Annotated in this window: 23 protein-coding genes and 1 riboswitch; of the genes, 14 read left to right on the forward strand and 9 right to left on the reverse strand. The window is 40.3% G+C overall.

What is annotated here, in order from left to right; translation table 11 throughout:
• Positions 1-14 precede the first annotated feature (14 nt).
• The 3 genes from E0F88_RS19590 to E0F88_RS19600 all read left to right on the forward strand — a co-directional run bounded on the left by E0F88_RS19590 (position 15) and on the right by E0F88_RS19600 (position 2,421).
• Positions 15-1,184: a tetratricopeptide repeat protein gene (locus E0F88_RS19590; RefSeq protein WP_131959976.1), complete on the forward strand. Its 1,170-nt coding sequence runs from the start codon at positions 15-17 to the stop codon at positions 1,182-1,184.
• A gap of 102 nt (positions 1,185-1,286) precedes the next feature.
• Entirely contained in the window at positions 1,287-1,727 is a 441-nt protein-coding gene (locus E0F88_RS19595; RefSeq protein ID WP_131959977.1) for a PepSY-like domain-containing protein, read from the forward strand.
• Positions 1,728-1,812: 85 nt separating this feature from the next.
• Positions 1,813-2,421, forward strand: coding sequence for an HD domain-containing protein (locus E0F88_RS19600; RefSeq protein WP_131959978.1), 609 nt, complete (start codon positions 1,813-1,815; stop codon positions 2,419-2,421).
• Positions 2,422-2,839: 418 nt separating this feature from the next.
• Here E0F88_RS19600 and E0F88_RS19605 read toward each other — a convergent pair whose 3' ends face one another.
• The 8 genes from E0F88_RS19605 to E0F88_RS19640 all read right to left on the reverse strand — a co-directional run bounded on the left by E0F88_RS19605 (position 2,840) and on the right by E0F88_RS19640 (position 10,520).
• Positions 2,840-3,646: a metallophosphoesterase family protein gene (locus E0F88_RS19605; protein ID WP_229213834.1), complete on the reverse strand. Its 807-nt coding sequence runs from the start codon at positions 3,644-3,646 to the stop codon at positions 2,840-2,842.
• Between the two features lie 118 nt (positions 3,647-3,764).
• The gene (locus E0F88_RS19610; protein WP_131959979.1) at positions 3,765-3,950 is read right to left on the reverse strand and encodes a hypothetical protein; all 186 of its coding nucleotides are present in this window, start codon (positions 3,948-3,950) and stop codon (positions 3,765-3,767) included.
• A complete protein-coding gene (locus E0F88_RS19615) occupies positions 3,943-4,353 on the reverse strand; it encodes a hypothetical protein (protein WP_131959980.1) in 411 nt (136 codons plus the stop codon). Before E0F88_RS19615 ends, E0F88_RS19610 begins: the two co-directional genes overlap by 8 nt.
• Positions 4,353-5,054, reverse strand: a complete 702-nt coding sequence (locus E0F88_RS19620; protein ID WP_131959981.1) for a phosphatase PAP2 family protein — start codon at positions 5,052-5,054, stop codon at positions 4,353-4,355. Before E0F88_RS19620 ends, E0F88_RS19615 begins: the two co-directional genes overlap by 1 nt.
• A gap of 29 nt (positions 5,055-5,083) precedes the next feature.
• Positions 5,084-7,561 carry a TonB-dependent receptor gene (locus tag E0F88_RS19625; RefSeq protein WP_131959982.1) on the reverse strand — a complete coding sequence of 826 codons (2,478 nt, stop codon included), beginning with the start codon at positions 7,559-7,561 and terminating at the stop codon, positions 5,084-5,086.
• An 89-nt stretch (positions 7,562-7,650) separates the two neighbouring features.
• The gene (locus E0F88_RS19630; protein WP_131959983.1) at positions 7,651-8,910 is read right to left on the reverse strand and encodes a sensor histidine kinase; all 1,260 of its coding nucleotides are present in this window, start codon (positions 8,908-8,910) and stop codon (positions 7,651-7,653) included.
• Positions 8,907-9,596, reverse strand: coding sequence for a response regulator transcription factor (locus E0F88_RS19635; RefSeq protein ID WP_131959984.1), 690 nt, complete (start codon positions 9,594-9,596; stop codon positions 8,907-8,909). The genes E0F88_RS19630 and E0F88_RS19635 overlap by 4 nt, the downstream gene beginning before the upstream one ends.
• Positions 9,597-9,764: 168 nt before the next feature.
• A complete protein-coding gene (locus E0F88_RS19640; protein ID WP_131959985.1) occupies positions 9,765-10,520 on the reverse strand; it encodes a COG4705 family protein in 756 nt (251 codons plus the stop codon).
• A gap of 679 nt (positions 10,521-11,199) precedes the next feature.
• Here E0F88_RS19640 and E0F88_RS34045 point away from each other — a divergent pair.
• The 5 genes from E0F88_RS34045 (at position 11,200) to E0F88_RS19650 (ending at position 13,043) form a co-directional block, all read left to right on the forward strand.
• Positions 11,200-11,502: a voltage-gated chloride channel family protein gene (locus E0F88_RS34045; RefSeq protein WP_220466344.1), complete on the forward strand. Its 303-nt coding sequence runs from the start codon at positions 11,200-11,202 to the stop codon at positions 11,500-11,502.
• Between the two features lie 11 nt (positions 11,503-11,513).
• Positions 11,514-11,666: a chloride channel protein gene (locus tag E0F88_RS34780; RefSeq protein WP_374756320.1), complete on the forward strand. Its 153-nt coding sequence runs from the start codon at positions 11,514-11,516 to the stop codon at positions 11,664-11,666.
• Positions 11,666-11,914, forward strand: a complete 249-nt coding sequence (locus tag E0F88_RS34545) for a chloride channel protein (RefSeq protein ID WP_220466348.1) — start codon at positions 11,666-11,668, stop codon at positions 11,912-11,914. The genes E0F88_RS34780 and E0F88_RS34545 overlap by 1 nt, the downstream gene beginning before the upstream one ends.
• Positions 11,915-12,108: 194 nt before the next feature.
• On the forward strand, positions 12,109-12,474 hold the full coding sequence (locus E0F88_RS34060) for a chloride channel protein (protein WP_220466360.1): 366 nt from the start codon (positions 12,109-12,111) through the stop codon (positions 12,472-12,474).
• Between the two features lie 119 nt (positions 12,475-12,593).
• Positions 12,594-13,043: a DUF8486 domain-containing protein gene (locus E0F88_RS19650; protein WP_131959986.1), complete on the forward strand. Its 450-nt coding sequence runs from the start codon at positions 12,594-12,596 to the stop codon at positions 13,041-13,043.
• 296 nt (positions 13,044-13,339) lie between these two features.
• On the opposite strand, the gene E0F88_RS19655 is transcribed toward E0F88_RS19650, so the two are convergent.
• A complete protein-coding gene (locus E0F88_RS19655) occupies positions 13,340-13,762 on the reverse strand; it encodes a YkvA family protein (RefSeq protein WP_131959987.1) in 423 nt (140 codons plus the stop codon).
• A gap of 108 nt (positions 13,763-13,870) precedes the next feature.
• Here E0F88_RS19655 and E0F88_RS19660 point away from each other — a divergent pair, with 108 nt between their 5' ends.
• The 6 genes from E0F88_RS19660 to E0F88_RS19685 all read left to right on the forward strand — a co-directional run bounded on the left by E0F88_RS19660 (position 13,871) and on the right by E0F88_RS19685 (position 19,889).
• Complete coding sequence (locus E0F88_RS19660) at positions 13,871-14,338, forward strand: hypothetical protein (protein WP_131959988.1); 468 nt, start codon at positions 13,871-13,873, stop codon at positions 14,336-14,338.
• Between the two features lie 82 nt (positions 14,339-14,420).
• Positions 14,421-16,598, forward strand: coding sequence for a TonB-dependent receptor (locus E0F88_RS19665; RefSeq protein WP_131959989.1), 2,178 nt, complete (start codon positions 14,421-14,423; stop codon positions 16,596-16,598).
• 348 nt (positions 16,599-16,946) lie between these two features.
• A riboswitch (Fluoride riboswitch) is annotated at positions 16,947-17,013 on the forward strand.
• Positions 17,014-17,051: 38 nt separating this feature from the next.
• Positions 17,052-18,380 carry a voltage-gated chloride channel family protein gene (locus E0F88_RS19670; protein WP_131959990.1) on the forward strand — a complete coding sequence of 443 codons (1,329 nt, stop codon included), beginning with the start codon at positions 17,052-17,054 and terminating at the stop codon, positions 18,378-18,380.
• Positions 18,367-18,747, forward strand: a complete 381-nt coding sequence (locus tag E0F88_RS19675; RefSeq protein ID WP_131959991.1) for a DUF190 domain-containing protein — start codon at positions 18,367-18,369, stop codon at positions 18,745-18,747. Before E0F88_RS19670 ends, E0F88_RS19675 begins: the two co-directional genes overlap by 14 nt.
• Positions 18,748-18,751: 4 nt before the next feature.
• Positions 18,752-19,174 carry an EamA family transporter gene (locus E0F88_RS19680; RefSeq protein WP_131959992.1) on the forward strand — a complete coding sequence of 141 codons (423 nt, stop codon included), beginning with the start codon at positions 18,752-18,754 and terminating at the stop codon, positions 19,172-19,174.
• Between the two features lie 112 nt (positions 19,175-19,286).
• A complete protein-coding gene (locus tag E0F88_RS19685) occupies positions 19,287-19,889 on the forward strand; it encodes an HD domain-containing protein (protein ID WP_131959993.1) in 603 nt (200 codons plus the stop codon).
• The last annotated feature ends 53 nt before the right edge of the window (positions 19,890-19,942 follow it).

The following is a 19,942-nucleotide window of genomic DNA, read 5'->3' on the forward strand; positions in this document are numbered from 1 at the left end:
ACCAAAGAGAGATAATGAGCTTAATAAACAAGCACTCAGCGTCGGTAATCAGCTCGTGTCAAAAAAGATCTTTTAGAATCCTTGCTCTACTGTTTTTACTCGTAACAACAATTAATGCGCAGGCAAACTATACTGTGATTAGTTCCAGTGTGATCGGAAGAAAAGCAATCAGCGATTGTGTTGACCAGATTTATAAATTCAATTTCATGAAGGCTGAATTTTTGACAAAACAACTGGCCCAGCAATATCCTGCACATCCGGCGATCAGCCTTCTTTCTGCTACCAATAAATACTGGCAATGGTATCCGGCACGGGGCAATAAGCAACTGGAAGAGCAGATCAGAGGATTGTTAAATGAAGCATCAAACAACTCATCAAAATGGCTGGATGGCTCAGGTAGGGATGTCCCGGAGGCAATGTTTGTTTATTTTTCAGCAGAAGCACTTTTGGCAAGGATGGATAATTTTCAACACGCCACGATTGCTTCCGTCGGGCATGCAAAAAATGCCTATCCGTACATAAAAAAAAGCTTTGACCTGCAAAAGACCTATCCGGATTTTCTTCTTGTCGCAGGGCTTTTCAATTATTACCGGGAAGAATACGTGCAGATAAAGCCATTTTATAAAACATTTGTCTGGTTTATGCAGGATGGTGATAAAACGGAAGGATTGAAACAACTCAAAATGGCTTCACAAACATCGATGTTTTCTAAGGCGGAAGCTGGTATCTATTTGGCTCATATTCTGACTGATTATGAGAAAAAGCCAAATGAGGCGCTGCCGGATTTGTTCTCGCTGGCAGAATCCTATCCCAACAACTTGTATATACAGGGGAAATTGGCAGAAGTACTACTTAGCGCAGGCAAACCTGCAAAAGCACTGGTCTATATTCAGAATTTAATGGTCAGTAATGTCACTGGCTACAAAGACCTTGCGTTGGCCAACCGGGCAAGATATAACCTTTTGACCTCAAATTTAAGCCAGGCTACTAATGATGCCAACCAGATTTTAGATGCCAAAGTGAAAGATGAACATTTACTTGCATTGGCCCACCAGGTTTTGGCAGCTGTTGATAGTAAGCAAGGCAGAGTCTCGCAGGCTAAACTGCATTACAAGAAAGTAAAAGAACTTTCTGAATACCCGATACTGACTGATGAGGCCGATAATTATATCAGAAACCATTGAAACTCATTGTGTATTATTTTTTCTGGCAGAAATTATTTCTCCAATAATTCTCCAGAATCAGTTTTTAAGTTTGAATCAATATCCAACAAAATTATATAAATCATGAAACGTGTTATTTTGGTAATGCTGATTGCAGCTGGCTTCGTATCGGTATCGAAAGCTCAGGAAAAGAAAGTAGGGAAAAAAGACGCGCCGCCAACTTCAGTATCTGCGGCTTTCAATAAAGCTTTTCCGGGCTCTTCAAATGTAAAATGGGAAAAGGAAGAAAGCGACTATGAAGTAGGTTTCATGCAGAATGGCAAGGAAATGTCAGCTGTATATGATACGAAGGGCAGTTTGAAAGAAACAGAAGTGCTAATGAATGTCTCCGAGCTTCCGCAAGCAGCACAGGATTATGTCAAAAAGAATTATAAAAATGCCACTGTTAAAGAAGCTGCTAAAATTACAAAGGCTGACGGAAAAGTAGTTTATGAAGCGGAGGTTAACAAAAAGGATCTGATCTTCGATACAGCCGGAAAGTTTTTAAAAGTGCAGGCAGAATAAGATGGATGTAGTTTAAAAGAGCAGGGGTGAAGTTGACCCCTGCCTTTCCTGATTTTAGGGCTAATAGTTGACCGAGCTGAATATTATGATGTATCCAGAGATTCTTAAAGAGGTCGAGACATACGTCACTGACATTTTTAGGAATAATAGAATTGAAACCTTGGTGTTTCATAATCTTGAACATACCAGAAATGTTGTTTTTCATTCGAAGGAGATTTGTAAAAATCTTCAATTAGATGAAGAAAGATCCTTTATTGTAATGGTAGCGGCATGGTTTCATGATATCGGCTATTTAATAGACGCTGATCCATCCGGGCATGAAATGAGAAGTGCCGACATTGCATCGAGTTTTTTAGCTGAATTTTTGTCCACTAAAATACTGGCTTTGATCAGGGATTGCATTCTCGCAACAAAGATGCCTCAAATGCCAAAATCGATACTTCAGGACATTATTTGTGATGCAGATTTATATCATTTTGGAACTTGGGATCTATTTTCGTTGAATGAATTAATGCACAAGGAAACAGAAATAAGATTGCAAAAAAAAATTACAACTGAAAAGTGGATACAAGAAACAATTCAGCTATTGCAATTTCACAGATTTCACACAGAATATTGTATGCATCTGTTAAACAATCAGAAAACGATCAATATAGAAAGGCTTAGGGCCATTCTGAAGCTGAGAAATAGATGACACCCGTCTCATTAAGTTGGTTTCGACATGTTGAAACCATGATAATAAGGATAAGAAAATATTTTGCCTATTAGCCTGAGTTAGACTAATATTTGGTAGGAAAACTAGAATTTAAACTTGGTATGATTCGATATTTCGTGTACTCGAATATCTCACATTCAAAATTATAGGCAGAGATAGTTAAGAATATTGCCAAGAGTTGAATTACTTAAATTTTCTATTTCGTATCAGGTTTGGCAGTAACTGTGGACAAAAAGGCAAACACCCCTGGCAAGAATGCATTATAAAAAAATGAAAGTATTTTTGGAATTTCCCTTGCAGATTGATGAGGCTGACGCATATTTAAGATGTCATTGATACACAGACAGCAAGCAACATCCTAGTTAAATCCATTGAGTGAAAAACACCTGGTCAAAGTTTAAAAGGAAATGGTATTGACATGATACCCATTCTTGTATACTGAGATAATTAAATATTCCTTTTTTTTCATACTGGTTGTGACTATGTACTTTACACCATCATTATAAGGTGTACTTTCATTAAAGGCATGTTGATGTCCATAAATTGAAATCTTAAAATTGGAATCAGCTCTAAGTAATTCAACATATTGTTTTTCCATATTTTTGTTAAAATTTTTGTCAAAAGGAGGAGTGTGCGCCAAAACTATTGTTGCTTTATTGTCAGTATTGTTACTAAGCTGAGATTTTAACCAGGAAACGTTGGGCACTAAACCATCGTTGTTATTCACGCTGGAGTTAGTATTGATAATAATAAATTTAGCATTTGCAATCTCAAAAGAATAATCTTCCATGCCGAACATTTCATGGTAAACAGCTCCTTTGTCCATTAGGTCCGTTTCTCCGGCTGCAGTCAAATACGGTACATTTAACCCAGACATTATCTCGTAAAACCATTTATATTCCTGTGCGATACCAGTGGAAGAAAGGTCTCCTAGGTGTATAACAAAAGATATACTCCTTTGTGCATTGGCACTTTTTACAAAATCAGCAGTTTCATCAAGCCATTGATGCGTGTCTGATGCAACAATAAATCTTACCGTATCGGTTGCTGCTAATAGCTTGATTCTTTCAATGTTTTTTGCGGTGAGATTTTTTTCTGTGTCTTTTAAAATGATCTGGTTGGGACTAAATTGGAAGGTGCCTTTACACGAAAATAATTCAGCTGCTAAGAGAAGAAGAAAAAAGTTGTAATGAAATTTCATCATAGGTGTTTTAGTTTTGACGTATATTTAAAAAGGTAACCTTAAAACGCAAACCCAATCAGCGCACCAATATTAATAACCGCAATAAACCGTTTGTCGTTCAACTAGTTGTTGGATAGCTCTATTTATATCCAACACTGATCCCACCTCTAAAGCCAAATGGCATGACTGATTTGTGATCAAGTAAAATATTAATCTGCTGGCTTTCCAGGTCAACCAGCTGGGTTGCTGTCAATACGCTGCCAGTTAAATTAGCCGAAGGAGTTCGGGCTCTTGCAATACCACCCTGAATATATCCATCAATCACGAACTTTTTTATTTTGGCATATAAAGTCGGGCCGATTAAAACCGCTCCAAAAGTTCCATTTTGACACATCACTTTGCCAGCCATATTTGTTGCCGGTGACAATAGCATAAGAATTCGCCTTGGCTATCATCGGACCCAAGTTGGTGCTGTTACTATTTATTCTTCCTGAGAAGCGAACTCTCAGCCCTTTCCGTATTGGGCGCCCATAGTTGATCTGGTCATAAAAACCGGATCCTGCCAATCCTGCCAACGGATCATTTGGTTTTGGGTTGGCAAATTTTCCAACTGGAATGCTATAACCAGCTGAAAAGGTCAAGTTATTCAGAAACTCCTGCGCACTGGCTTGCACGGTCAGAAAGAATAGAGTAACTACTAAAATGGTTAATGTACAATAATATTTCATCAGTTAACGGTATGATGTTTCTTGCCCCACTTATATCGATGTGTCCAATATGATGCTTTCATAGCTAAAAAGCCAATTCCTGCCCCAACAAGCACATCGCTGATATAGTGGCGATTATTGGCGACCCTAAGTAGCCCAACCGATGAAGCGATCGTGTAAGAAGCATAAGGCATCCATTTGTAAGTATCCTTGTATTCCTCACTCAAAAAAGTAGCAGCTGCAAAAGCCTGGGTTGTATGACCAGAGGGAAATGAGTTATGCGTAGTTCCGTCTGGCCGCAAGGTATGAAACGCTCTTTTTAGTACCATAGTGGTTCCTATTGCCAAAACTTCCCCTTTGACAAGTATGACTGACCGGTTAACAAAATCTGTTTTTGATTTTACACCAAAGGCGTCCAGGCCATATGCAATCGCAAGCGGAGAAAATTGCAAATAGTCATCCAGGCTCGTTCTGAAATGCGGAATATGCTCGTTACGTTCTTCTGCAACCTCATTTTTGATTGATTCCTGTGAATGTCCGTTGGCTATAAACCCTGACAAAACCAGGGATGCTGGCACATAAAGTTGTTTAAGTGTAAATCTGGTCGGGCTAACCCTGCTCTGCTGAAGCTTGATTTCTTTTACAGTTGAATCTGCATTTTGAGAAAATCCCTGAGCCTGAGAAAACATCAGAAATGTCAGAGAAATGATTAGTTGTTTCATGATAAAATCAGTTGTCAAAAAGAGGTGGATTAATTGTCCGTACTTGGGGCGCTATGTAGAAAATCGTTGCTCTGATCTTTCCCCTTTTTGAATTCCAGTTTTCCGAACTTGTAGGTGAGGCTGATTCCAAATGAGCGGTAAGGGACAAGAACATTGTTGGTCGCAATGTAATTTGCAGTTCTGATGGTCGTAACCTGGCTGATGTATTTGGTAAATGGATTAATCGCTGTGAAACCTATGCTTGCGTTTTTATGGTAAAACTGCTTTCTGAAAGCGAAGTTGTAAGTTAGCTGTTGCGGTCTTTTTCCCTGAATGGTGTTGATCGCCGAAGAATAATTGCCAAACCCTTCCAGGATCAGATCTTTCGGCAGTAGGTAAGTCGCATTTAAATTAAAACGCCAGTTGGTTCCGTTGGTTACATTGTCGGTTAACAGCAAGTTGTTAACCACTCGTTTTTGAGTCACGACAAAATTCCCACGCAGATTAAGGTGATCCGTTAAAGGCATTGAACCCGAGACACTTACGCCCGAATTGTACTCGGTGCCAATATTTTGACGGTTGGTTACCGACACATTCTGGTAAGTCGAATCCCCGATCAGATAGGAAGGATAAAAAGTAGTGTAAGGTTTGATATCGCTTGTATTGATCCTTTCTACTAAAGCGATGTACACACTTCCGCCGTTGTTGAAAGCCTTGTTATAACCCAGTTCAAAGTTGTTTCCAATCTCGGGTTTTAACAGCGGGTTTCCGGCCGTGATGTTATATGGATCGCTCAGGTTCATGAACGGATTAATTTCCCGGTATTCTGCCCGCTCGATCCGGCGCGTGAAAGCCAGTTTCAGTGACTGTTCGTCTTTGAAATTATGTGAGAAAATCAGTGACGGGACCAGGTTGTTGTAAGAAGGAATAAAGGTATTCGGATAATCTATTTTTACATCTGTATGCTCAAATCGGGCTCCCGCCTTCACATTCAGCCAGTTAAACATGGAAAATGTGGTGGACAAATACCCCGCATAGATCTTCATATTATAATTCAGATGATATGATTGTGTCAGATCAGGAACAAACTGGTTGAGTGCAGATTTCAACACCCTGACATCCGCGTTACTGTTAATATCCTGCAAAACCGTTTTTACACCCGTTTCAATCAGGAATTTCTTTGTGACCGGATGCGCATAATCGATCGAAATGTTGGTTTGTTTATCGTTTCCAGGCGTGTTTCCTGATGTACCGGAATAAGGAATAGCTTCTGAACTGTAATTCTGGATCTGGCTGTAATTGTTAAGCGGTCTGCCAAAACTGGAACTGTAAAGTACATTCAGTTCCTGACCATCTTTTTTGAATTTTTTGATATAATTCAAAGACCAGTCAATCGCGCTGATACCTCCGTTGCTGTTAGAATTACGGATTAAATCAGTGGAAGAAATTGGTGCATTTGCCGCATTAAAAACCGTCTGGATAATGTCGGTAATGCCCGCGCTTTTGCTGCTGAAATTGTTATATCCGACAGCGCCGATCAGATTGTCTTTTTTTGACAAAGTCCAGTCGAAGCCAATTCCCGAACGGTAACCGCTTCTTTGAAAATCCTGATAACCGTTTTGCAAAAGTCGGATAGTAGTCGTATCGGAAATATTTGTAGAAAGGCGATCCTGCGTACTTGGTGTCCTGGAACTGAGTTGTTTATTGCCACTAAAAAAGGCATTTACACCAAAATTATTACGTCTGAAATTCAGGTTGACCGAGCCGTTTTCCAGCCTGGTGCCGCCCGACAGGTTAACATTTCCATTGATACCCTGCAGGCGGTTGTCTTTTAAAATAATATTGATAATCCCACCCGTTCCCTGTGCATCATACTTGGCACCCGGACTGGTAATGGCTTCAATGCTTTTGATCTGACTGGCCGGAATGGAGGCAAGCGCATCAGTTAGGCTGTTCCCAAACACGCTAGACGGTTTCCCGTTAATTAAAAAGCGCACATTGGGGTTTCCCTGTAATTCAACATTCCCGTCGATATCAACAGAAACCTGTGGTACTTTTTTCAAAACATCAAGTGCTACACCAGACTGGGAAGTAATGTCATTGCCAGCATTGTAAACGATTTTGTCAATCTGGTTTTCCACAATGGCTGCGTGGCCCGAAACCGTAACTTCTGCGAGCATTTTCACAGAAGGTGTCATTGCTATCGTATTAAGTAAAAGTGCTTTACTTCCATCCTTGATGAGGATATCTTTTAATTCTTTCTTTTGATAACCGATGAAATCGATACTAATAGCGTAGCTGCCCGGCATAACACCAACAATTTCAAAGAAGCCCGTGGTATCTGTAACAGCACCGTTTACAACTTTATTGGTAAGTTGATTTGTAAGGCCAACAGATGCATATTCGACAGGTTTACTGGTTGATACATCGGTGATTTTACCGGTTATTTTAAGTCCGGACTTGGATTGGCTGTAAGCATTTGCAAAGACAAAAAGTAAAAGGAGTAAGGTAGAAATCAGTGGCTTCATTACAGGTACGTCAGATTATACCACAAACGTAGAGGCCAATTCTGGAGAAAGTCTAGAGAAAAGTTAAAGGAGGGATAATTATTAAAAAATTAATCCCACTTTAATGTGAATCTGTGAAGATTATTTACAAAACTATATTTGATTTCAATATCCAGTTGGTCGCAGATTTGCTTTACTATGGATAAACCTAGCCCATTATGCTGACTGTGCTGGGATTCTTTATAAAAACGCGTGTATAATTTTTGTGAGTCTAGTGAGCTCAAAGATCCCGTGTTTTCAATTACGAAAGTATTTTTATCGAGGTTGACGAAAATAAACCCGTTTTCCATGTTGTGTCTGCCAGCATTGCTGATTAGGTTACTAAGCAAGATGTCAAAAAGCTCCGGATTTGTGTGTATCGCAGACGGTTTAATGGTTGCAGTAAATTGAACCTTACTGTTTTGCCAGAATTCCTGGAACTGATCCAGTTTTTCATTTACTTTTTCTTCAACGTCCACATTTTCTCGTCCGGCGAACTGATGATTCTCAATTTTAGCAAGAAGAAGAAGGGATTGGTTGAGCTTGGTAAGTCGCTTGATTCCTGAGTAAATACTGGAAAGTGCCAAAGTTTGTTTCTCAGAAAGGCCTTCCTCCTGAATAACGAGATCTAGTTTGGAACGTATTATAGCAAGAGGTGTCTGTATTTCGTGTGATGCATTCTCAGTAAATTCCTTTAAAATCTGGTAGTCGGCTTCCGCACCTGTGACTGTGTCTTCCAAAAGAGTGTTCATGAAAACGAATTCTTCAATATTTGTTAAGGGGAACTCCGGTACCTGCTTTTTGCCTAATTTAAAGGTCTTCATGGCTGCTAAGGAGGTGTAGAAAGGCTGCCAAAGCTTGCGAAGAATTACCTGATTAAGCACTATCGATGCTATGATGATGACAAGTAGCATCAAAATTGTGATCGCTACTACAGTTCGGGTCAACAGTTTTGTACCTTCGATTGGCTTAGCAAGAGTTACACAAAAAGAAGCGCCCCCAACATCTTGGGAGTAGGTCTTTTGCCTGTAATTATGCCATTCGTTTTCCAATGTGTCCAGTCGACGTAAAGTTTCCATGCGTCGGATTGGCGTAGTTAATCGATTTAATTTTGAATAAGTTACGATTGTTTCGTCCATCAAAGCCACTGGTGGCAATGTTCCTTGTTTTACAACGTAGTTTTCAATTCTGAGCTGATAGTCTTCAAGCGCTTCGTCCAGTTCATGGATTAGCACATAATTGATTATAAAGTAGTAGCTAATGCCGGAAAGGACAAACAGCAAAACCATCAAAGTCAGGTTAATGCGGTTATATCTGGTAAAAAGTTTCATGAAATGGAGTTGTTTAAACTGAATTTATACCCCATTCCATAGACTGCCTTTATATAATCCGGGCAGCCGGAAGCCATCAATTTCTTACGTAGGTTTTTGATATGGGAATAAATGAAATCATAGCTATCGGCCATATCAATGTCATCGCCCCAAAGATGCTCCACGATCGCTTCTTTGGTCACAACCTTATTTTTGTTGCTCAGCAAGTATAATAACAGTTCATACTCTTTCCTGGTTAGAGTAATTTGCTCATCACCGGATCTTAAAATACGTTCTGACAAATCCAAGATGAGAGGGCCCACGACTATATGGGTTTTTCCTTCAAACGATTTTCTGCGAACAATCGCTGCTACTCGTGCACCTAGTTCCGATAAATGAAAAGGCTTGGTTAAATAGTCGTCAGCGCCGCTGTTAAGGCCTTTGATTCGGTCATCCAAGGAGTTTTTTGCACTAATAATCAAAACGCCTTCCGTCTTATTTAATAATTTTAGCTGAGTTAAAATATCCAGACCGCTTCCATGCGGTAGCGTTAAATCCAGAATTATACATGCATATTCGTTAATCAAAATTTTATCAAGAGCAGAATGGTAATCGTAAGCTGTTTCGCACGAAAATTGCTCGGAACCTAAATATAAGCAGATACTATCGGAAAGGTCTTTCTCGTCTTCGATAATTAACAATTTCATGTTCGAGATTTATAATGTGTTTAATTCAATGACTGTGTCCTTTACTCAAAGGTGATGAGTAAATCTGTATTATTTCTGGAGTACTCTGATCGGTTATTGTTCCGCAGCTTATTATTTTGAAGACTATGGGCATACATTAAGTTGACAAGGTGGTACTTGGAGAGGAGGTCAATTTTCTTTTTGATCAGTTCTTAATCGCATTTTTAGAGTTGCAATTGTAATTAAAACAGCAAGAATTACAAATAGGATTACAGATGAGCCGATCGTTCCGAAATTCAATCCTCCTTTCTCATAAGGCTTTGTAAGTAGATCGCCAAAAGTTGCACCAAAGGGGCGGGTGAGTACAAAAGCAATCCAGAATAATGCAACCTTGGACATTTGAGTAAAATAGTGCGCTAAAATAATAACAAGGAGCAGAGTGCCAATAAGAATAGCACCTCCTGCAAAGCCTAGCCCAGAATCGTCTGCCATGAAATCTCCAAGTGCTGTGCCTAATGTGTTAGAAAATAGAATTGCAGTCCAATAAAATATTTCGCCCCGTAAAGATTTTACACTTGCAACAGATAGGGATTTCTCTGTTGCAAGCCAAACCGCCAGAGTGGCAGCCAAGAGAAAAGTCAGTATTAATGAGCCGGTTGCATACCCCAGCCCCATTGTTCTATCCATAAAGTCTGAAATGGTCGTTCCAGCTGTGCTTGTCGCCAGGATAACTGCCCAATAAATTACTGGATGAAATCTTTTAGAAGACAATTGAATCAATAATGTCACAAAAAAAAAGCTGAGAAGTATTGCAGAACTTAAACCATACCCGACATTTAAAGTCATAGATAGGAGATCTCCGGCCGTTTCACCTAATGTTGTGGCACATATCTTCATCAGCCAAAACGAAAATGTAATCTGAGGTAGTTTGCTAGTGGTTATCATCCGAAAGTTTTGTTAATTCAATTTATGTTTTTTCCCAGATCAAAATGATTGGGGCAATCTTCCAGACATTACACCAGCTATTTTTTTGAGATATAGGTTTTTTCAAGAGCTAAGGTAACGACAATGTGATAACAACCGCTCCTTGACAAAAAAAAGGTGATATTTAAAATGTTTAATATTGATCGATACAGAAAAGATCATTATCAGTGATGTTGATATGCCCGGAATGTAATGAAAACTAACGCTTTAACTTGAATATGTTAACAGCTATGATGGATTTCCCTTTAAGAAGACTTTGGTATAATTTTTGTTTCCATGACCAGTCTATTTCTAGTATCAGTCAAATGTGTTACAATCTTCTCATTTCTGGTAAAAACCCTAATTTAGGTCCGTGGGCTTCTATAAAAGTACAAGTTAGATTGTTCAATCTTAACGATTTGGTTTGGGGAATTCAATGGGTTTGGGGAAAGTGCCATATAATTCTTTAATTTACATTCAATAAAGGAAATGTTGTCTTCCTGCGGAAACCGCCTTAACACCGCTGATGGCGCCTATTAGGGTCGAAAATTCTTTGTTCATCTGATAGGTATATATCAATGTCAGTATCACGTTTCCGTCTTACTTCCCGGTTTGTTCCGTTTTTCTGGAAAAACCCTATTGGTTTTTCTTATTTAAGTGGTTGTTCATTTCTGCCGTAATCGTCCTGCTGGTTGGATCGGCATCGGCTCTTTTTCTTGTTTCTCTGGAGTGGGCTACCAGATTCCGTGAAAGCCATATCTGGATTATTTGGCTTTTACTGGTAGCTGGTTTTGTAACTGGCTACCTATACTACTATTTGGGCAAGGATGTAGAAACAAGTTATAATCTGCTGTTGGATAATATTCACAGTCCTTCAAAGATTATTCCGTTGAGGATGGCCCCATTGGTGCTGATCAGTACAATTATTACACTCCTTTGGGCGGCTCAGCCAGCCGTGAAGTGACTGCCCTGCAGATGGGTGGCTCGATTTCAGATCAATATACCAAGATATTGGGTCTGCGACCCAGGAACCGCAGGCTAATATTGATTGCAGGGATTTCAGCTGGGTTTGGATCAGTTTTTGGCACACCATTGGCTGGGGCAGTGTTTGGCCTGGAAGTTTTTTAGTGGGACGACTTAGCTACGAGGCGCTGCTTCCTGCATTTGCTGCTTCGACAATTGCTGACATTACTACTAAGGCATGGCAGATGGGACATACACATTACCACATTCCTTTTATTTTGGAACTGTCGGCAATGAATTTTCTTTATGCCGTTTCAGCAGGTAGTTTTTTTTGTATCTGTTCAGTTGTTTTTAGCGGATTGATCCACAACATCAGCAATTTGTTAAAGGAAAAAATTTCCTTTCTACCGTGAAGGCCCTTAACAGGAGGTATTGTCGTAGCAGTAGCCGTTTTTTCATTAGGTACCAACAAATACATTGGGCTCGGCATTCCGACTATTGGTGAATCTTTCACTACTATGCTTTCTGTTTATGATTCTGCACTGAAAATCCTTTTTACCGCGGTAACCCTTGGGGCGGCTTTCAAAGGCGGTGAAGTTACTACGCTATTTTCCTAGGAGCGACACTTGGTGACTCGCTTTCCTATTTCATTGCGCTTCCTACCGGACTTTTGGCCGGTATGGGCTTCGTCGCTGTCTTCGCAGGAGCAGCAAATACGCCATTGGCGTGCATTCTCACGGGAATTGAATTATTTGGTTCTTCGTGTGGTGTTTATGTGGGTATAGCCTGTGTGATCGCTTATTTTGTTTCAGGTCACTGCGGCAATACAGTTCGCAAATCCAAGCATTTGGTTTATAACCGGCACGAAGGTAAAAGTACTGCCAGCCTTCAGGCAGATCCCAGGAAAGCGGCGCATGAAAGATCAGTTTCTGTTTGTGATAACTCTTCAAACATCCCTGATCAGATTAACTAGAATTATTACGGAAAAAAGTATGTTTCTTGTGCTGTTTTTTCTACTCTTTTGCCGGGCTACTGCTTATTGCCTGGCAATGGAGATTATTAAATTAAAACAGTCTATGGGCTTGGTTATCAATGGGTAATGTAAAACGCAAACTTCTTCAGGAAACACTTAGGAGGTATGGTTTATATGCTGTGCTCATTCTACTGCTGAGCACACCCTTTTTCTATTTCCTGATACAAAAACTGCATCTGGACGATGTAGACGAAGGTCTGGTTTTGAGGAAAGATGAGTTTAAATTGTATACTTTACCTAAACTGAATACTTTGGAGATAGGTCAATGGAACCGTTTCAACAGGGATATGAAAATCCTGAAGGCAGATCTTGTAATCAAAAAAGACAGTCTTTCATTTCAGTTTTATTACGATAGCCTGATCACAGAATTGGAACCATACCGCGTTTTGTTGTCGCCAGTCAAAATAGAGGGCCGGCCTTACATATTGTCAGTCAAAAATGATCTGATAGAGTCTGAGGATTTGATAACAAGTCTTGCCTTGTTATACAGTGGTTTATTGTTGGGGTAAACTAAAGAAAGGGAGAAAAACCGTCACGACTTTGATGTAGTATTTTTATCGTGCCGTAATATGGTACATTCAATTCTGAGCCTTGACGCGAATCAAGGACACAACTTATAATAATCTTTGGTTGTCCGAAATACTACATGGTAATCATAAGTCAAATTTTCCACGCAAACAACACCGGTCCTCACAACCAGACCAGTATCACCACTTACATTTTAAGACCGAATTTGGCAATAACAGAAGCAGGTCTTGCAAAAAGCATAGAAATAACTGAGAATGAAACCCATTTTTATATAAAATCATGAATGCTTATTTATAACACTGTTCCAGTGAAATTTAAGATATGGGTAAAGAAGATGATATAAGCCATAAGCAGCTATCAACCAAATCAGAATGATCATCATGGCAAACCACCAGCTTGTCGGGGTTTGTTGTGACGCACGTAGATCTGCTTTAAGCCGACTCTCGATAAGAATTTCCGGAGGTATAATGCTGATCGACCAACGGATCAGTAATGGCACTAAAATCAGATCGTCCAGAATGCCCAGTATTGGAATAAAGTCAGGTATCAGATCTATTGGACTAAATAAGTATCCTATCGTTACTGCAATTAGGCATTTAGCTTGCCAGGGAGTTCTTGGATCAAGATAGGCGTAGTAGAGAGTAAATGATTCATTTTTAAGCTGTTTGGCCCGGGTTTTTAAATTTTTCAATAAGCTCATAGGCGATATTATTTGAAATTGAAACTTTTGGTCCAAATTCAAATATAGGGGTATTGATAATAAGTTAACAGGATCCGGTGTTCGCACGGCTACTAACCTAAAATATGATTGCGAAAGAAATACGGTCACCAAAACAAAAGCGGGTATTTAATCATAGGATTGTTAGATGCAGCTGTTGCACTAATTTCCTTTTGGCTCGATGGTATTCAGATGTCATTGAGCCTACCTATATTTGTGTCTATGAAAAATGTATGGTATAAATTTTTGTATATACTGGCTTTTACCTTTTATGTGGTTTCTGCATTAGAGGTGAATGATTTTGGTATAAAAAATACATTTTTTGATCAGTATGATTCTTATATAGAAAGTAGCCAACAGGACATACAACCTGTTGTCAGTCAGGAAAGGGATAAGGATGACTGTCCTCCGGTTTTTCAAACATTCCAAAGCATTTCCTTACTATCCTCAGAACTTAAAAGAGAGGTGTTAAGCCTCCAAAAATTGCTTACCCAAAAATACATCCAACGTCATCAGGGGCGAAAAATATTTATATTTCATTCTGTCTGGATTATCTGATTACCCCTCTTTTATTGCTGCCCCTCCCTTTTAACAGGTGGAATAATAGTCAAGAGGTATATTAGTTTAATCAAGATCACAAATGAAAACAATCATCATTGTGGCTATTGGCTTATTTCTAAGCCAGGTAACGGCTGCACAAAATAAATTTGAAGCGTTGATCAAGGACCAGTTGACAAGCCAGCCACTCATTGGTTCATCAGGCGTAGTGAAAGGGACGACAAACGGAAATAGTTCAGATATAAACGGTAAGATTCTCATTGAGAATATTCCCGGTGGCAACCATGCAATTATCTTTAGCTTTATCGGTTACCAGACCCAGGAATTGGTTTTTAACTTCCCCTTGGCCGATAGCCTGCGGGGACAAACCATCTACTTAAAATCAGAGGAACATGATTTGGGGGAAGTCACAATCACGTCAACTACAAGAAGCAGCAGGAATATTGCCAACATTCCTACACGTATAGAGACAATCGCCGCAGGTGAACTGGAAGAGAAATCAGTTATGCAGCCCGGTAATATCAAAATGCTGCTTACTGAAAGTACCGGAATACAAACGCAACAGACCTCACAGGTATCGGGAAGTGCCAGTATCAGGATCCAGGGGCTGGATGGGAAGTACACCCAGTTGTTACAGGATGGATTCCCTTTATATTCCGGCTTTTCAAGCGGGCTAAGCATTCTACAAATACCACCACTTAATCTAAAAAGGGTTGAAGTAATAAAGGGATCTACTTCCACTCTGTATGGAGGTGGTGCTATTGCAGGTTTAATAAACCTTATTTCAAAAGAGCCGCAAGAAAAAACAGAGGCCTCGGTGCTGGTGAATGCTAACCAAACTTCCGCACTGGATATAAGTACTTTTTATGCAGAGCAGTACAAAAAAACAGGAATGACAATCTATGCAGCAACAAACTTTCAAAAAGCTTATAATAATAACGGCGATGATTTTTCGGATATACCCCGGTTCGCCCGGTACACGATCAATCCGAAGTTTTTCTATTATCCCAACCAGAAAACGACACTCAGTGTCGGGTTGAATGCAGGCATTGAAAAAAGAATGGGTGGCGATTTGAGCGTAATAAACGGCCATTCCGACTCGAAACATGTGTTCTTTGAGAAAAATAACAGCAACCGGTATTCTTCTCAGTCAAAATTTGAGAGGATTTTTTCCAATAATACCATTTTGACAGTTAAAAACAGTGTAGGCTATTTTAGCAGAAATATCAGCAGGGCAGATTATAACTTTGACGGACAGCAGGTTGCGACTTTCAGTGAAGCCAATTATCTTGTCCCCGGTGATAAATCAGAATGGAATATGGGGCTGAATTATGTGACGGATCAGTTTAAGCAGCTTCACAGCACTTCCAATAAATTAGATTACTCAAATACCGCGTTGGGCGCATTTGCCCAGAACAGTTTGAATCTCACAAGTAAATTCATAGTAGAAAGCGGATTAAGAATAGATATGACTAATCACAGGAATATATTTGTATTGCCACGTCTGTCCCTGCTTTATAAAATCAACCCGAAACTAACTACCCGGATCTCTTCCGGACTGGGATATAAGATGCCGACCGTTTTTTCAGAAGAAGCGGAAGAAAAAGCATTTAAAAATATATTGCCTATTGACTTTTCACAGATAAAACCTGAAAAATCATATGGGCTTAACGGTGATATCAATTATAAAGCAACGCTACTGGAAAACATCTTTTTTTCTATTAATCAAATGTTTTTCTATACCACCATTGAAAAACCACTAATACTTAATCAGCTTCCAGCCACCGATCAACTGATATTTGAAAATGCTACTGGAAATTTTCAATCAAAGGGTTTTGAAACCAACGTTAAGCTCCGCTATATGGGCTTTTCTACATACCTCGGTTATACTTTTATTGATGCTTCAAGAAAAGTAAACAACACAAGAACAATTAACCCATTAACTGCAAAGCATCGCATCAATGCAAACCTGATGTATGAGTGGGATGAAAAATTGCGCATCGCTTATGAAGCCTTTTTCGTTGGAAAACAACGCCTTAACAGCGGAGAAAAAACCAGAGATTACTGGGTAATGGGGCTATCAGGAGAATATAAATTTAAGCATTTCAGCTTATTTCTGAACTTCGAAAATTTCCTTGACAGCAGACAGTCACGCTGGGGGCCGATGTATTCCGGTACCATTCAAAACCCTATATTTCATGAAGTCTATACGCCAACAGATGGCTTTATTTTCAATGGCGGTTTTAAACTAAATTTATAACCGATTATAATCAGCGGTAACGAACGCAAAAAGTTATCTAAAGTGAAACTTTTGTTGGCGTGACGTCTAACTAGGCGGCTGCCGTTTTTGCTTTGGGGATAAAGTAAAAAAAGCAGTCACCCGTCACCGGAGCACCGGCCCAGCGAAAAATCTGCCACGGCTTTTAATAAGAAGTTTTCTAAACAAAGCATAGTCTAACCAATTCTAACAGGCATATGTTCAGTTTAAATTTTAAATCTTTTTGGCCTAGTCAAATATAACCAGTTTTCGGTTGTCCAGATTACTACATGGATTTTACTGATAAGCAAGATCTCTTGCTATATTGCCGTATCTTTCTTTACTTTGTATACAATTACAGGAAATGGTGTCTTCCTGCGGAAACCGCCTTAATAAGGCTGATGGCGCCTATTAGGATCAAAAAGTAATTTTGTTCATCTAATAGGTATATATAAAATGTCAGCTTTCCGTTTCCGTCTTCCCAAGAATCTCGCTTCTTTTTTCTGGCGCAACTCCATTGTATTTTTTACGGTTAAATGGCTTCTGCTATCAGGATTAGTCGGCGTTCTGGTTGGTTCTGCATCTGCATTATTTTTAGTTTGTCTGGACTGGGCTACCCATTATAGAGAAAGTCACGTCTGGATCATTTCACTACTTCCGCTGGCAGGATTTGTCGTCGGATGCATGTACCATTATTTTGGAAAAGAGCTCGAAGCAGGAAACAATCTTTTGCTGGAAAACATCAACCGTCCCTCCAAAATCATTTCTTTAAAAATGGCACCCTTCGTTCTGATCGGGACGATTGCCACGCACTTATTTGGTGGGTCAGCCGGCAGGGAAGGTACCGCTCTGCAGATCGGGGGATCTATCGCAGACCAGTTTACAAGGATCTTCGGGCTGCGCCCACGGGACCGCAGGCTCATTCTCATTGCAGGAATTGCCGCTGGTTTTGGCTCGGTGTTTGGCACACCACTCGCAGGAGGCATATTCGGTCTTGAAGTATTTTTGATTGGCCGGATAACATATGAGGCGTTAATCCCAGCTTTTGCTTCTGCCATACTTGCCGATATGACTACAAAAGCCTGGCATGTGGGACATATACATTATCATATTCCATTAGTGGCTGACCTCTCTGTTTCAAGGGTATTATGTGCTGTAATCGCCGGATGTATCTTTGGCGCCTGCTCGGTTCTGTTCGGCAGCCTTACCCATTTTATAAGCAGTATCTTCAAAAGAAAAATTTCATTTCCACCCTTCCGGCCCATGTTTGGTGGCGCCATTGTTGCCCTTGCTGTACTGGGCCTTGGGACCACCAGGTACATAGGTCTTGGTATCCCAGTCATTTTAGAATCTTTCACAACGCAGCTGCCACCGTATGATTTTATGCTTAAGATCATTTTCACAGCACTCACTTTGGGGGCAGCTTTCAAAGGTGGTGAAGTCACGCCATTATTCTTTATAGGCGCAACCCTTGGAAATGCACTTTCTTATTTTATCCCATTGCCTACAGGGCTTTTGGCGGCAATGGGGTTCGTGGCTGTTTTTGCAGGTGCAGCCAATACACCGGTTGCATGTATACTGATGGGCATTGAATTATTTGGCGCCGAATGCGGCGTGTATGTTGCTATCGCATGTATAATTGCCTACTTCTTTTCCGGACACCGCGGCATTTACGGCTCCCAACTCATTGGCCAATCCAAACACGTCCTATACAGCCAGCATGAAGGTAAAAACTTGGCTGACCTAAGGTCTAACCCTAAAAAAACTGCTCATGGAAAACACTGATTTTATTTTGCTCAGGCAAACTACACTGCGCATTTACCTTGCGACCGGCCAAGGCATTCCGGGTTTAACCTTCTGGCAGCGGCTGTGGCGCAATAATCTGGCAAACTTTATATTAAAGAAGGCAAAAGAGTCCGGCATACGTCAGGCTATTATGTTTCCGGTACGTGCCGGATTTTTAACGGATACCAAACTTGTTTTTGCAACGACCGAGATTGTGCCCCCCAGATTGCCGGTCTGTATCGAAGTAACTGGTGAGCCGCAGCAGCTGGCATCATTTATCAGGCTCAATGATGACCTTCTCAAAAACACTTTCATGGTTTTAGAAAACCCTGATACCTATCAAATCGTTTACCAGTCCAATCAATAATGTTATGGAAAAATGGGTTTCTTATGCCGTTATTTCGATGCTCTTTGCGGGGCTCACCTCGGTCATTGCCAAATTTGGGCTTAAAAATGTAAGCGGCGATACCGGACTTGCCGTCCGGACAATTGTCGTTTTTATCTTGATATGGGCAAATGCTTTATTTTTCCAGGATGTCAGGCAGTTTCGTAGCCTGGACAAATCTGCGGTTTTTTTTTTGGCCGTTTCAGGTATTACGACAAGTTTGTCATGGATCTTTTACTACCGTGCCATTAAAATAGGTCCGGTATCACAGGTCGCTCTAATAGATAAAGGAAGTATCGTGATTGCGCTGCTTTTGTCAGTTTGGATATTGAAAGAGCCGCTTTCAATCAAAACAGTAGCAGGGGCTGTTCTGATTGTTGCCGGACTGCTGGTCATCGCCTGGAAATAGTATTACTAGACAGGTTTTCCCAGTAAATAGTCACCGGTTATCGCTGTCGCGGATATGATCCAGAAATTCTTCAAAATTAGCCACTAGGTTTGATCCATATTTGAAAATAGTTATGGCGACCCGCAAACTTTTGACTGAAATACAAAGCATTATTGTCAGCCTTTATGAAAGCTTTAAAGACCTGACGTTATTTTTTCATACTGTAAACCATGTCATGCAGGTAGTCACCCATGTGCAGGAATTGTGTGCTTATTATCAAATCAGTGAAGCAGATACCTTTGTTGTAAGTACCGCAGCCTGGTTTCATGATCTGGGCTATTTGACGGTTGGCGCTGCGGGACATGAGTACAAAAGTGCTGAGCTGGCTGGTAAATATCTAAGTGAAAGGTTGCCGGATGCAGACATGCTTATGCAGATTCAACAGTGCATCCTGGCAACAATTTTACCGCAAAGACCGCAGACCATACTCGAGCAGATTATCTGCGATGCGGACCTGTATCATTTAGGCACAGAAGATTTCTTTTACCATGACGGTTTGATGCGAAAAGAAACAGAACTGCGGGTTGGCAAAATCGATGATAAAAAATGGCTTACAGGCTCCATCGATCTTTTGGAATCACACAAATTCCACACGAAATATTGCCAGCAGAATTTAGGCAAAAAGAAGCAATGGAATCTGGATACATTAAAAGAGATGCTGCAAAAAATTGAGTAAATGCCTACTGGGGCCGTAAGCTGACACGAAGGACAGAAATAGGGACGTATTTT

The organism is Dyadobacter psychrotolerans (genome assembly GCF_004349265.1).
Classification (GTDB): domain Bacteria; phylum Bacteroidota; class Bacteroidia; order Cytophagales; family Spirosomataceae; genus Dyadobacter; species Dyadobacter psychrotolerans.

Bases quoted from the DNA above. Each gene is read 5' to 3' on its own strand.
- E0F88_RS19665 (WP_131959989.1), top strand. From the start codon at position 14,421: ATGAAAACAATCATCATTGTGGCTATTGGCTTATTTCTAAGCCAGGTA.
- E0F88_RS19630 (WP_131959983.1), bottom strand. From the start codon at position 8,910: ATGAAACTTTTTACCAGATATAACCGCATTAACCTGACTTTGATGGTT.
- E0F88_RS19600 (WP_131959978.1), top strand. From the start codon at position 1,813: ATGATGTATCCAGAGATTCTTAAAGAGGTCGAGACATACGTCACTGAC.
- E0F88_RS19615 (WP_131959980.1), bottom strand. From the start codon at position 4,353: ATGAAATATTATTGTACATTAACCATTTTAGTAGTTACTCTATTCTTT.
- E0F88_RS19620 (WP_131959981.1), bottom strand. From the start codon at position 5,054: ATGAAACAACTAATCATTTCTCTGACATTTCTGATGTTTTCTCAGGCT.
- E0F88_RS19640 (WP_131959985.1), bottom strand. From the start codon at position 10,520: ATGATAACCACTAGCAAACTACCTCAGATTACATTTTCGTTTTGGCTG.
- E0F88_RS19650 (WP_131959986.1), top strand. From the start codon at position 12,594: ATGGGTAATGTAAAACGCAAACTTCTTCAGGAAACACTTAGGAGGTAT.
- E0F88_RS34780 (WP_374756320.1), top strand. From the start codon at position 11,514: ATGGGTGGCTCGATTTCAGATCAATATACCAAGATATTGGGTCTGCGA.
- E0F88_RS19680 (WP_131959992.1), top strand. From the start codon at position 18,752: ATGGAAAAATGGGTTTCTTATGCCGTTATTTCGATGCTCTTTGCGGGG.
- E0F88_RS19655 (WP_131959987.1), bottom strand. From the start codon at position 13,762: ATGAGCTTATTGAAAAATTTAAAAACCCGGGCCAAACAGCTTAAAAAT.
- E0F88_RS19670 (WP_131959990.1), top strand. From the start codon at position 17,052: ATGTCAGCTTTCCGTTTCCGTCTTCCCAAGAATCTCGCTTCTTTTTTC.
- E0F88_RS19675 (WP_131959991.1), top strand. From the start codon at position 18,367: ATGGAAAACACTGATTTTATTTTGCTCAGGCAAACTACACTGCGCATT.
- E0F88_RS19595 (WP_131959977.1), top strand. From the start codon at position 1,287: ATGAAACGTGTTATTTTGGTAATGCTGATTGCAGCTGGCTTCGTATCG.
- E0F88_RS19685 (WP_131959993.1), top strand. From the start codon at position 19,287: ATGGCGACCCGCAAACTTTTGACTGAAATACAAAGCATTATTGTCAGC.
- E0F88_RS19635 (WP_131959984.1), bottom strand. From the start codon at position 9,596: ATGAAATTGTTAATTATCGAAGACGAGAAAGACCTTTCCGATAGTATC.
- E0F88_RS19625 (WP_131959982.1), bottom strand. From the start codon at position 7,561: ATGAAGCCACTGATTTCTACCTTACTCCTTTTACTTTTTGTCTTTGCA.
- E0F88_RS19605 (WP_229213834.1), bottom strand. From the start codon at position 3,646: ATGATGAAATTTCATTACAACTTTTTTCTTCTTCTCTTAGCAGCTGAA.
- E0F88_RS19590 (WP_131959976.1), top strand. From the start codon at position 15: ATGAGCTTAATAAACAAGCACTCAGCGTCGGTAATCAGCTCGTGTCAA.